At 47.7% G+C, this 12,561-nt stretch carries 14 protein-coding genes; 13 read left to right on the top strand and 1 reads right to left on the bottom strand.

Features of this window, described 5'->3' with window-relative positions:
- Positions 1-13: 13 nt before the first annotated feature.
- Positions 14-289, bottom strand: coding sequence for a hypothetical protein (locus GKG41_RS20385; protein WP_154261676.1), 276 nt, complete (start codon positions 287-289; stop codon positions 14-16).
- A 290-nt stretch (positions 290-579) separates the two neighbouring features.
- Here GKG41_RS20385 and GKG41_RS20380 point away from each other — a divergent pair, with 290 nt between their 5' ends.
- Genes GKG41_RS20380 through GKG41_RS20320 form a run of 13 tightly spaced genes read left to right on the top strand, consistent with a single transcriptional unit; the run spans position 580 to position 12,235 of the window.
- Entirely contained in the window at positions 580-2,388 is a 1,809-nt protein-coding gene (locus GKG41_RS20380; RefSeq protein ID WP_154261675.1) for a transcription antiterminator, read from the top strand.
- Positions 2,385-2,840 (top strand): PTS sugar transporter subunit IIA, encoded by a 456-nt coding sequence (locus GKG41_RS20375; protein ID WP_154261674.1) that lies wholly within the window; start codon positions 2,385-2,387, stop codon positions 2,838-2,840. Before GKG41_RS20380 ends, GKG41_RS20375 begins: the two co-directional genes overlap by 4 nt.
- A 12-nt stretch (positions 2,841-2,852) precedes the next feature.
- Positions 2,853-3,119: an HPr family phosphocarrier protein gene (locus GKG41_RS20370; protein ID WP_154261673.1), complete on the top strand. Its 267-nt coding sequence runs from the start codon at positions 2,853-2,855 to the stop codon at positions 3,117-3,119.
- Entirely contained in the window at positions 3,112-4,866 is a 1,755-nt protein-coding gene (gene ptsP, locus GKG41_RS20365; RefSeq protein WP_154261672.1) for a phosphoenolpyruvate--protein phosphotransferase, read from the top strand. Before GKG41_RS20370 ends, ptsP begins: the two co-directional genes overlap by 8 nt.
- The gene (locus tag GKG41_RS20360) at positions 4,850-5,680 is read left to right on the top strand and encodes an HAD family hydrolase (protein ID WP_154261671.1); all 831 of its coding nucleotides are present in this window, start codon (positions 4,850-4,852) and stop codon (positions 5,678-5,680) included. Before ptsP ends, GKG41_RS20360 begins: the two co-directional genes overlap by 17 nt.
- Positions 5,665-5,970: a PTS sugar transporter subunit IIB gene (locus GKG41_RS20355; RefSeq protein ID WP_154261670.1), complete on the top strand. Its 306-nt coding sequence runs from the start codon at positions 5,665-5,667 to the stop codon at positions 5,968-5,970. The genes GKG41_RS20360 and GKG41_RS20355 overlap by 16 nt, the downstream gene beginning before the upstream one ends.
- A 20-nt stretch (positions 5,971-5,990) precedes the next feature.
- Positions 5,991-7,256, top strand: a complete 1,266-nt coding sequence (locus tag GKG41_RS20350) for a PTS transporter subunit IIC (RefSeq protein ID WP_154261669.1) — start codon at positions 5,991-5,993, stop codon at positions 7,254-7,256.
- A 38-nt stretch (positions 7,257-7,294) separates the two neighbouring features.
- On the top strand, positions 7,295-8,347 hold the full coding sequence (locus GKG41_RS20345; RefSeq protein WP_154261668.1) for an alcohol dehydrogenase catalytic domain-containing protein: 1,053 nt from the start codon (positions 7,295-7,297) through the stop codon (positions 8,345-8,347).
- Positions 8,344-9,081 carry an SDR family oxidoreductase gene (locus GKG41_RS20340; RefSeq protein ID WP_154261667.1) on the top strand — a complete coding sequence of 246 codons (738 nt, stop codon included), beginning with the start codon at positions 8,344-8,346 and terminating at the stop codon, positions 9,079-9,081. Before GKG41_RS20345 ends, GKG41_RS20340 begins: the two co-directional genes overlap by 4 nt.
- 16 nt (positions 9,082-9,097) lie before the next feature.
- Positions 9,098-10,198: a M42 family peptidase gene (locus GKG41_RS20335; protein ID WP_154261666.1), complete on the top strand. Its 1,101-nt coding sequence runs from the start codon at positions 9,098-9,100 to the stop codon at positions 10,196-10,198.
- Positions 10,199-10,221: 23 nt separating this feature from the next.
- Positions 10,222-11,040 carry a BtpA/SgcQ family protein gene (locus GKG41_RS20330; RefSeq protein ID WP_154261665.1) on the top strand — a complete coding sequence of 273 codons (819 nt, stop codon included), beginning with the start codon at positions 10,222-10,224 and terminating at the stop codon, positions 11,038-11,040.
- Between the two features lie 20 nt (positions 11,041-11,060).
- Positions 11,061-11,726 (top strand): ribulose-phosphate 3-epimerase, encoded by a 666-nt coding sequence (locus GKG41_RS20325; RefSeq protein ID WP_154261664.1) that lies wholly within the window; start codon positions 11,061-11,063, stop codon positions 11,724-11,726.
- 41 nt (positions 11,727-11,767) lie between these two features.
- Positions 11,768-12,235, top strand: coding sequence for a PTS sugar transporter subunit IIA (locus tag GKG41_RS20320; RefSeq protein ID WP_154261663.1), 468 nt, complete (start codon positions 11,768-11,770; stop codon positions 12,233-12,235).
- Positions 12,236-12,561 lie beyond the last annotated feature (326 nt).

Below are 12,561 nucleotides of genomic sequence, written 5' to 3'. Positions count from 1 at the left end.
GTATACCCTCCTCCTATTTTAGTTTTGAAACAATCTCCTCCAATACCGTGTCACAGCCGATTCCGGTAATGAGGGAAATTGCATTTACAACTTCTACGGGGTAATCGCCCCCCAGATAAGTGGTAGAGACAATCAAATCAATTCCATCAAGATTAGAGTCAATGGAAGTGGGGGTACAGCGCCTGGTCTGTACATTCAGTCCTGCTGCAGTACAGGCCTCAATGACCCGGTTCTCTGCCACTGCCGAAGTGATGCCGCCTGTTCCACACACAAACAATACATGTTTCATAAGATAATCCTCCTTTAAAATTTGTAAAAAACCAAGTATTTATTTGGATATTATCATTGAAATTGGATAAAGTCAATAATTTATTGTAAAAACAAAGAAAAATAATTGGCGTGCTTTAGTCAATATGACATTATGAAATGAGAAAATAAGATGGAAATGGTATAATGTGTATTAAAAGTTCCCTAACGATAGGGAAACTGTTTGGTATTTTAAATATAAAATGCGGATGATATAGTGTAGATGTAAACAAGATGCACATCTGCAAGGGGACAACCTAAGGAGAGACGCGTATGGAGAATCTGAATAAGAGGCAGCTGGAGTTTGTCAGACTGCTGCTGGAGGAAAAAGAGTACAGGTCTATTCAGTATTTTGCACAAAAACTGGAAGTATCTGATAAGACGCTGCAGGAGGATCTGAAGACCATTCGGGGGGAACTGAAGCTGTACGGAGCGGGAATTCTTGCAAAAACCGGAAAGGGGATTCTTGCGGACGAAGGGATCAGGCATAACATGGATCTGCTCAATCATCTGCATGCAGGGAACCAGCCCCGGAAGTGGAACTCGTCAGAGCGCCGGAATAACATACTGAAAAATCTCCTGCTTCATTCCGGAACTGCCACCTCTGTACAAAAGCTCTCAGATTCCTACTATGTAGGAAAAGCGAGTATCGTAAATGATCTCAAGTATGTAGAGGAGTGGATTGCACCGTATCATTTATCCCTGGTGAAGAACAAAAAAGGCACACAGATTGCCGGCAGGGAAAAGGACATCCGGGAGGCCATCACTGCAGTGATCCATCTGGACGAGGTAACACTGCAGAATCTTCTGGAGATCTTTCAGCCGGAAGAAATTGCATTTGTGGAGGCTCTTTTGGAAGACCTGAAACTGGATACCAGCGACATTTATTATAAAAACCTGCTCACACACATTCTTATCTGCATCCAGAGAGTCAGAAGCGGAAGAAAGGTGCGTACAGCCCAGAGAGAAACCGTATTCAGTGCAAAGGCGGCAAGGCAGTACCAGAGGGCAGAGAATATTTCTGCAAAGATCAAGGAACGTTACGGTATTAACATTGGGGAGGATGAAACCTTCTACATATACCAGTATATCAGTTCCCTGGGCACAGTGGATGAGACACCTGGGTGGGTCGGGGAATCGGACAGCAAAAGTGATGAGGTTGCGGCTGTGCTGACAGAATATATGACAGATATTCTGGATATGGAGGTTCGCAATGAGGACATGCTTCTACAGGGTCTTATGATGCATATCAGACCTCTGCTGAACCGCCTGGAGTACAACATAAAGATTGCTAATCCGCTGTTGGAGGAGATGCAGATGAGTTACCCGCAGATGGTGGGCATCTGCCAGATTGTATGCGGCATGATCTGTGAGAGATATGGGCTGAAGGAAATCAGCCTGGATGAGATTGCTAATATTGCGACTTATTATCAGACACTTATGGTGAAGCAGACTTCTCTGGTGAATGTTCTGGTGGTATGCCACAGCGGTTACGGCACCTCACAGCTGCTGAGCGCAAGGCTGCAGCAGGAATTCCCAAACTTTAACATCCTGGACGTGATTCCCTCCAGAAAGCTTAGCTCTTTTGATTTAAAACAGGCGGATCTGGTAATCTCCACAGTCCCTGTGGATGTTGCGGCAGTCCCCTATCTGGTAGTGTCCTCTTTTTTGACCAATCGGGATATCAGCGCTATAAGAAATAATGTGTATCTCCTGGAACAGAGAGTAAAGATTAATTACGGATTACTGGAAAGTCTGCTTCCGGGAGGACACATAACCTTTGGAAACTGGAACGGCGCCAGAGAAAGAGGGCGAAAGATATGCGAAGCTTACCTTCTGCCTCAGTGCCTGGCGGTGGTCTGGAAGGGACGTAAGGATAAGACCGAAGTATTTTTAACCATTGACAGGGACAACAAGATGCTGAGACTGGACCTGCTGCCCGGAAAGGCGGAGGAGCAAAAAGAACTGTTCCGGGAGCTTTACCGCCTTTCTTTAGAGGAAGTTAATCTACGGACACTTATACAGTGCAGGTCACAGGAGGAAGTTCAAAAATATCTCAGGCAGGGGGTGTGCAAAAAATGAAGGATCAGTCAATTCTTCCGGAAGAGAATATAATCCTTGAAAGCGGCTGCCTGTCGAAAGAGGATGTGATTGCCTGTGCTGTGGGACTTGTTCTGAGAAATTGCAGCGAAATGGAGAAAGAGAAGCTGGAACAGGAAATATGGGAACGGGAGCGACTGGCTTATACAGGGATTGGCAGCCATATTGCCCTGGTCCATGCAGAATCAGTTACTGTCCATTGTCCGGTGACCGCGTGTATCAGGCTTAAAGAATATGTGGACTGGGCCCCGGGGAAAGCCTATCCTCCCCAGCATAGGATGGTGAAACTTGTTTTTGTATTTGCAGTACCAAAAGAAGAATGCCCGGAGACTGAAATTTTAAAGGATATGGTACGCAGGCTGGGGAAAAAGGAAACCGTGGAAAGGCTAATGCATGCAAAACAAAGCCGGGAGATTATGGGAATATTTCAGTAGAGGAGGATAATTATGGTAAGAGAAAAGGTAACAATAATTTCAAAGGAAGGTCTGCATGCACGCCCTGCGGACACCCTCATTAAACTTGCGAATCAGTTTGTCTCAAAGATAGAGATTGTGTGTGGGGAGGATAAAACAATTAATGCAAAGTCTATTCTGCATGTGCTGGGAGCAGGCATTGACTGTGGGGCAGAGGTTGAAGTGGTCTGCAACGGTGAGGATGAGCAGGAGGCCAGTAAAACAATTGTCCAGGCAATAAAAGACGGTCTGGATGAGTAAAGAGGATTGGGGTGAATCTATGCAGGGAACAGGAGTATCTAAGGGACTGTGCCTGGCCAAGGTAATTGTATTAAAGGAAAGCCCGATTCCACTGGACGGCACATGGAAAGGATATGAAGAGGAAAAAAGACTATTTCTAAGTGCGGCAAAGGATATCTATGAAAAAACAAGAACGCTGGCCGAAAAAACCAGACAGTCCATTGGAAAGGAAGAGGCTGCTATCTTCGAGGCTCACTGCTCCATCCTCAGGGATGAAGAACTGATTCGTCCCATCGTGGAGGAGATGCAAAAGGGAAAAACAGCAGTCAGAGCAGTCGAAGAGGTTATAGAAGGGCATGTTCGTACCTTTCAGGGAATGGAAAATGAATATATGCGGCAGCGTGCTGGTGACCTTCTGGATCTTAAGGTACAGCTGCAGAGGTGTATTTTAGGTATTTCAATGCCGGATCTGAGTGAACTGAAAGAGGATGTGGTCATTATTTCCAGGGATATTCCCCCTTCGGTTACCGGAAGTATGGATTTGGACCATGTAGCCGGTATGGTAATGGAAGGAGGGGGAAGGACCTCCCACACGTCGATACTTGCCAGAACTTTGGAAATTCCGGCTGTGGTAGGAGTCAAAGGGATTTTAGATTATGCCAAGACCGGGGTTCTCGCGGCAGTGGACGGGGAGCTGGGGAAAGTATATCTCAACCCCTCCAAAGAGACTTGCCGGGAGTTCCGGGATAAGATTGCCCGGGAAAAAGAGAGAAATGAGGAAATGCAGAGGCTGGTCAAACTGCCGTGCCGGACCGAAGACGGGCAGGAGATAACACTGTATGGAAATATCGGGACACCTGGGGAGACGGAAAGGGCTGTGCGCTGCGGTGCAAAGGGGATTGGGCTTTTGCGGTCTGAGTTCCTGTATCTCTCAAGGAACAGGATTCCCCAGGAAGAAGAACAGTACCAGGCATACGCCGGTGTACTGGAAGCTATGGGGGATGCTCCGGTTATCATCCGTACGCTGGACATAGGGGGGGATAAGGAAGTGCCTGCCCTGGGACTGGAAAAGGAGGAAAATCCATTTCTGGGGCTTCGGGCCATCCGCCTGTGCAGGGCGGAGCAGGAGTTATTTAAGACCCAGATAAGGGCACTGCTCCGTGCTTCGGAAAAAGGAAATCTTCACATTATGTTTCCCATGATTTCTTCTCTGGAAGAATTGAGGTGGGCCAAAGAAACCGTTGGACAGTGCCGGGAACAGCTGATCAGAGAAGGCGTTGCAGTAAAAGATAAGATTCCTATGGGGATTATGGTTGAAATTCCCTCAACAGCCGTTATGGCTGAGGCCTTTGCAGAGGAATGCGATTTCTTCTCCATCGGTACAAACGACCTGATCCAGTACACTCTGGCAGTGGACAGGGGAAATGACAGGGTTTCCCAGCTGTATTCTTTTTACCACCCCTCGGTTCTCCGGTTAATCCGGCATGCCATTGAGGGAGCTCATGAAAAAGGGATTTTGTGTGGAATGTGCGGGGAGGCTGCCGGGGATAAAAAGATGATTCCTCTTCTGATTGGTCTGGGTCTGGATGAGTTCAGCATGTCTCCAGGTTCGCTGCTGGATGCCAGGAAATTAATCCGAAGGCTCGACAGCAGTGAGTGCAAAGCGCTGGCAGGGCAGATCACAGGGCTGAAAACGGCGGCAGAGATTGAGCAGCTTCTGGACGGATACCTGAAGAAGAAAGAGGAGGAGCATGAACAAGAACTATAAATCTATTTTTTTGTCAGATATTGACGGGACCCTGTCGGATCACAATTTTTACATCCATCCGAAGGTGATAGCCGCGGCTGCAGATTATATGGATTCCGGGGGTATCCTGGTATTAAGCACGGGACGGGCGCCTGTTGCCACAGAGCAGGTGGCAAGGCTCATGAATATTACACATCCCTGCATCGTATACAGCGGAGCCGGAATCTATGATTTTATCCAGGGCAAACTGTTGTGGAGCAGCCCTATGGGGGAAGAAGTTCTGGCGGCAGTGCAGTATGTGCTGGAGCAGTATACGGATGTAAGTGTCCAGGTCTTTACAGATGATGGGATCTATCTGCTGCAAAGCAATGACATCCTGGACCAGAAGGCAGTGAGGGCAGAGCGGGGGATCCGTATCCCGGAGGTATCCCTTGTAAAAGGCAGGATATTAAAGATACTGCTGACAGGAGCCGATGCGGTGGCTTTAGAGACATGCGGAACATGGCCCGTCTGGAAGGGGACAACTTATAGATTTGCCAGCCGGCATTTTGTGGAAATTGTCTCGGATCATACGGACAAAAGCGTAGCTATGGCAGAGCTTTTGCGGTTGTATGACATGAATCCGGGGCAGACATTTGCAGCGGGGGATGCAATGACCGATTATACTATGCTGGCCTGCAGCAGGTATTCCTTTGTACCGGCCAATGCCCCGGAAAAACTGAAAAAAACCGGAAGCAGGATCATTGAGGTACCCGAGCAGGGAGGCATGGCAGCAGCGTTTCAGCTGGCGCAGGAATATAACGAAAAAGGAGAGATATTATGGGAAGAACAGTAAAATTAATGGTGGCCTGTGGATCAGGTATAGCAACATCAACGCATGCAGCGTCGATGGTACAGGAATATATGGAGGAACGGCACATTCCCGTATCCATTATGACATGCAGCGTACAGGATCTTGCAAACCGGTTAAGCGGATGTGATGTGATTCTGAGTACAGCTCAGGTTTCCTTTGAATCCGGGCTGCCTGTGTTTAATGGTGTGCCCCTGCTGACAGGAGTGGGGGATGATGAGCTGCTGGAAGAGCTGGCAGCCAAGATTCTGGAAATCTCGAATACAGCTGTTTAAAAGGAAAGGAGAAAGCGTTTATGGTTGATGTGATTACTAAAGTAACAAGTGCGCTGACAAGTCTGGGGGCATCGGTGTTAATACCCATTTTCATCTTTATTATGTGTATGGTGTTCGGCGCAAAGTTCAAAAAATCTTTGATGGCAGGGCTTACCTTTGGTGCCGCTTATATAGGGCTGAATCTGATCATAGGCCTGCTCATCTCTACTGTGAGTCCTATGGTAGATATTATGGTGGAGAACTGGGGAATTAAAAATGATATTTTAGATGTGGGCTGGGCGGTTGGATCTGCCATTGCATACAGCACCACCTGCGGAGCTTTGATTATCCTGGTTTCCCTTGGAGTTAATATTTTAATGCTGTCAACTAGACTCACGAAGACGTTAAATGTGGATATCTGGAATTTCTGGAATCACGCGTTTACCGCATCCGTAGTGTATATCATTTCTGGAAATTTAATTGTCGGATTGATTGCGGGCGGAATTCATGCGGCGTTCTGTCTGGTGATGGCAGACCGGACGGCAAAAAGAGTCCAGGCATTTTACAATGTGCCGGGCGTGTCTATCCCTCACGGGTGGGCAGTAACCAGTGTACCAATTATTGCCGGAGTGAACTGGCTGCTGGACCGTATACCCGGAGTTAAGAATATCAACTGGGACGAAAAACATATTCAGGAAAAATGGGGAATTTTTGGAAGTCCTCTTGTACTGGGAACGGTTCTGGGGCTGATTCTGGGGTGCCTGGCCGGATATTGGAGTGATATCCCTCTGCTGCTAAGCTCTGCCATATCCATTGGCGCGGTTATGATGATTATACCTAAATTTATAGCCTTGTTTATGGAGTCTCTGACCGTAGTTTCAGATGCGGCTAAGAAGTTTATGAAAAAGCATTTCGGAGATCGGGAGTTTTATGTAGGCTTGGATTCTGCCATCCTTATCGGGCACCCAACTACAGTAGCCGCGGGAATAATCCTGATTCCGGTTGTTCTGGTACTGGCAGTGATCCTTCCGGGCAACCGGGTGCTTCCCTTCGGCGATCTGGCATCCCTGGCTTACTTTGTAGCTTTGGTTCCCTGTCTCAGCAAGGGAAATCTTTTCCGCTCTCTGATCTGCGGGATTGTAATCATGAGCGTGGTAATGCTTATCTGTACAAGCTTTGGTTCCTCAATGACCACCATGGCAGTACAGGCGGGATATACCATTCCTGACGGGGCAGTTAACATCACCGCACTTTCGGCAGGTAACTGGCTGACTTGGATCCTGTCAAAAATCGCAGCTATTTTTTAAAATGGCGGGCAAGGCTTTGATATAAAAAGGAGGAAACCATGAAAGCAGCAGTATATTACACCAATGCAGATGTCCGGGTAGAGGAAATGCCTAAACCGACAGCAGGGGAGGGAGAAATTGTTGTAAAGACCAATACCTGCGGAGTTTGCGTTGCAGATACCATGGAATGGTATAACAAACCAAAAGCCCCTGTTGTCCTGGGACATGAAGCAGTGGGAGTGATTGAAGAAACTGGAGAAAATGTGGAGGAATTTCAGGTGGGGGACCGGGTGTTTGTGCATCATCATGTTGCCTGCATGAATTGTGAGGAGTGCCGGAAAGGAAAGTATACTCTCTGCCGTCAGTTTAAAGCAACGAACTATAAACCGGGCGGATTTGCCGAGTATTTCAAAGCCGGACGGAGCCATGTTAAGACAGACACGTTAAAGCTGCCTGACAGTATGAGCTTTGAGGAGGCAGCTCTGATCGAACCCCTGGCATGTGCGCTTCACGGGATTGAGCGACTTAATGTACAGCCCTCTGACCGGATTGCAGTTATTGGTGCGGGAACTATAGGGTTGATGCTGATTGAGTCCCTGAAAGCTTACGGGGTAACCGACATTGTGGCCTATGAGATGATTCCGTGGAGGCAGAAAATGGCGGAGAAAAAGGGAGCAAGGGCGGTCCGTGGAGCGGATGCGGATCTGGACAAAGAGCTGGAGTGCCTGAAAGAAACATTTGGATGGAATCAGTTTGACAAAGTGTGTGTCATGGCAAAAGATATTAAGGCCATGGAGATGGGTCTGAAGCTCACAGGAAAGGGAGGAAAATTATTATTGTTCGCTACCCCGGCCCCGGAAGAATATGTAAAGTTTTACGTAAGCCAGGCGTTTTTTAAAGAGCTGGAGGTGCTGCTTACTTATTCCGCAAATCACAACAACACCCGTGAGGCATTGCGGCTCATAGACAGTAAAAAAGTGGATGCAAAATCCTATATTACCCATAGGTATGCTCTGAATGAATTGGATAAGGCGATTGCCCAGACCATAGGACGGGGAGAATGCCTGAAATGTATTGTTAAAGTTGAAGAATCGGAAGAAGGCGAAGTATGAGTTATCAGATAACTATGGAAAATAAGGTTGCTGTAGTAACCGGAGCAGCTCAGGGAATTGGAGCCGCAATAGCTGCAAAGTATGCTGAAGCGGGAGCGCAGGTTGTAATTCTGGATGTTTGCCCGGAATCCTGTGCGGCAGAGCTTCTGCAGGGACTCTCTAAGTATGGAAAAAAGGCGGCTTACTATCTCTGTGATGTCTCAGACAGCCCGGCAGTTGCAGCTGTATTTGCAGATGTGGTTCACAGATTTGGGCGTATCGATATTCTGGTAAACAATGCAGGTGTGGTGGCTGATTGGGACAAAAGCTACGCCATTAACGCAAAGGGGACCTATTATTGCTCTGAGGCGGCTAAGCCATACCTGGAAAAAACAAAAGGAACTATTATTATCCTGACATCAGCTTCTGTGTTCAGCGGAGGTACAGGGATTCCCCAGTATGTAACCACAAAAGCAGGCAGCTATGCATTGACCCTGTTTCTGGCAAGAGAATATGCCAAAGCCGGCATCCGGGTCAACGGCATAGCCCCGGCTGTTATTATGAGCAAGATGCTTGTAGAGCGGTTTGGGTCTGAGGAGGCAGCCCGGGAACATTACAAGACAGTAATGCCTCTGGGGAGAATGGGGGAGCCTGAGGATATTGCCAACATTGCCCTGTTTTTGTCCTGTGAGCTCTCCGAATACCTGTGCGGAGAAGTGATAATCGCAGACGGAGGCAGAATGCATATTGGTTAGCAGAGAGGAGATTGCTATGAATTTTGATAAAGACTTGAAGGACTTGACGGATATCCCTGCACTGAGCGGGCATGAGGACAAAATGATTGACTATGTCCTGGAGAAGCTCAGGAAGACCTGTCAAAGGATTCACGTAGACAAGCTGGGAAATATTACTGCAACCTATCCGGGGACAGAGAAGGACGGGACGTCTATTGCATTTTTTGCTCACATGGACGAAGTGGGATTGATTGTCAGGAAAATAGAAGACAACGGATTTCTGAGGCTTGAGCGGGTGGGAGGGGTTCCTGAAAAGGTACTGCCCGCAGCATTTTTGGAGGTACATACACTGGATGAAACAAAGTCATACAGGGGGGTGGTGGGGAATACTTCCCATCATCTGACACCGGCCGACAAAAAGTTTGCTGTCACAACTATTTCTGAACTCTATGTGGATCTGGGCTGCAAATCAAAAGAAGAGGTTTTGGAAAAGGGGGTTGCCATTGGCAGCGTTGTGACCTACCTGCCTAATTATACGAGCCTGGGTAATTATGTGGCATCTAAATCACTGGATGACAGAATGGGAATTTATGCACTGCTTAGTATGGCAGAGAAATTAGATCAGAGAGAACATAAGGCCGATGTGCATCTTATATTTACCGTTCAGGAAGAATTCAATATCCGTTCTTCAACTCCGACCTTTCACCGATTACAGCCGGACGCAGCTATCTGTGTAGATATTTCTCCTGCCTGCGATACGCCGGAATTAAAAGGAAGGTATGAGATGGAGCTTGACAAAGGGGTTGCCATTATGTATATGAACTTCCACGGAAGAGGCACGCTGGGAGGGCTGCTGCCCAACCCTAAACTGAACTCGTTCCTGGAAGAGACAGCGAAAGAAGAGGGACTGAAATGCCAGAAAGAAGTGGTCATCGGGGTGATCACTGATGATGCATTTACTCAGCTGGCGGGAACTGAGGGAATCCCCATGGCCCACTTATCGATTCCTTTACGCTACACCCATTCCCTTGTTGAAGTGGCCAGCCGGCAGGATATTGAAGATTGTATTGCTCTTATGATGGCGGCTGCCTGCAGATTCAGCAGACAGGTGGATCTTACCAGAGGCATCAAAAAATAATATATAATAAAGGAGAATTTATTATGGGAAAAAAATGGACAGAAGAAGTGCTGGGAACAGACAAACCAATTATCGCTATGTGTCATTTTATGGCACTTCCGGGAGATCCGGGATTTGACAAAGCCGGCGGCATGGAGGCCGTGATTAAACGGGCCAGAGAGGAGATGCTGGCACTGCAGAAGGGCGGAGTGGATGCAATTATGTTTTCCAATGAGTTCAGCCTGCCTTATCTCACGGATGTGAGAACAGAGACGGTAGCGGCCATGGCCCGGGTGATCGGGGAGCTGAAATCAGATCTGGATATTCCATTTGGGGTTAATGTGCTGTGGGATCCTGCAAAGTCTCTGGACCTGGCAGTGGCGACAGGCGCAAAGTTTGTCCGCGAAATTTTTACAGGTGTATATGCAAGTGACTTTGGCCTGTGGAATACAAACTGTGGTGCAGTTGTAAGACACCAGCACGAGATTGGTGCGGAGGATGTAAAGCTGTTATTCAATATTGTACCGGAGGCTGCCAAGTATATTCAGAGAGAAGACATCAGCCAGATCGCTAAGAGCACGGTGTTTAACTGCAAGCCGGACGCACTGTGTGTGTCAGGACTGACTGCAGGGGCGGCAACCGATTCCCAGGTGCTTGAAACTGTAAAAAATGAGGTGCCGGATACGATTGTATTTGCAAATACAGGGGTGCGGATCAATAATGTAAGGGAGCAATTAAAAATAGCAGACGGTGCAGTGGTAGGCACCACCTTCAAGAAGGACGGAAAATTCGAGAATCCGGCAGACGAGGCACGTGTAAAAGAATTTATGGATGTTGTAAAAGAATTCAGAGCCACATTGTAAAGGCGGGGAGGCAGATAATAATGAAGATTCTGCCGTCAGTGGCATCTGCCAATCAGCTGTGCCTGGGCAAAGAGATAGAAGCGCTGGGAGGCCATAAGTATCTGCATTTTGATATTGAGGACGGCAATTTTGTCCCGAATATAACGTTCGGTATGAAAACCATTCGGGCGGTTGTGTCAAAATATGATAAGATATGGGATGCCCATCTTATGGTCACAAACCCTTTGATGTATATAGAGGAGCTGGGGGAAGCGGGATGCAGTGCAGCCGCATTTCACTGGGAATCCACGGGTTACCCCCTGCGGGTGATCCATAAGATAAAGAGAATGGGGATGAAGGCAGGAATTGCGCTGAATCCAAATACGCCTGCAAATGTCCTTAAGCCGTATCTCGACCGGCTGGACTATATTTTAATTATGACCTCTGAACCAGACGGCGAGGGCGATCTGTTTCAGAATGAGATGATTAAAAAAGTAGAATGCCTGGCTAGGTTATGCGGCCCTCAGACAGAGATTATAGCAGACGGGGGAATTGCTGAAAAAGAATTCCTCTGTCTGAAAAAAGCAGGGGCCACAGGGGTTGTGATGGGGCGGACTATTTTTGCATCAGAACATCCTTGTGATACCATAGAAACATTCAGTAATTTATACCCGGGGACACACCACAGTACTTGCCCTGGGCACTGACATACGGATTTGCCGTATGATAAAGTATAAGGGGGAAGATTATGCCGTTAAAAGAGGCTTTAAGCAGAGAAACCTGCTACGTAGGTGTGAGCGGGGAGAGCAGCGAGGAAGTGCTGCGTACTTTATCTGAGCGTCTGTTTCAGCTTGGGCTGGTAACAGAGGAATACGGAACAAATGTAATAATGAGGGAACAGAAATATCCTACAGGACTTCCCTTAGAAGGCCGTAAGGTGGCTATCCCCCATACGGATGCTGTATATGTAAAGGAAACCAGAATCTGTGTGGCTGTACTAAAACACCCGGTAGAATTCCAGGTTATGGGCAGCGGCTCAGGAGATACGGTAGCAGTAGAGATTGTGATTATGCTGGCCATCAAAGAGCAGAAAGCCCAGCTTGGGGTATTGAAAGATCTAATTAATTTAGTGGTCCAGAATGGAACGATGATTGAACAGTTGATTGGGGCTGGGGATGGAGATGAGGTGTATGATATTTTGACATCTTATCTATAGATATTTGAGATTTAACTTCTTAAGCTTGAGACTGCCTAGTCGGAAGGCATGGGGTGGCAGGGGGACGGTGAGACAAATCCCGCGGCAGCGGGCCGGCTGATTCGGACAGGAGGAAGGCTTAAGTTCCGGGGACACCTCCGTCGTGAAGAGAGTCTAAGACAAAACCGGAATCCCCGCAGGAGCACCGTTCGTATGGTCAAAGAATGCTTGATGTGCATTCTCTGCCCATGCTCACTTTTTTTCGGCTTGGACTGCCGAAAAAATCTCCTGCGGGAATCCCGGTTTTGCCTAAGACTCTCTACTCACTCCTGCGGAATCGTCCCCGG

Origin of the sequence: Lactonifactor sp. BIOML-A5 (assembly GCF_009677585.1) — a bacterium.
Classification (GTDB): domain Bacteria; phylum Bacillota; class Clostridia; order Lachnospirales; family Lachnospiraceae; genus Lactonifactor.
The sequence above is the reverse complement of the archived record's forward strand: the minus strand, read 5'-3'. Positions and strand labels throughout refer to the sequence as shown.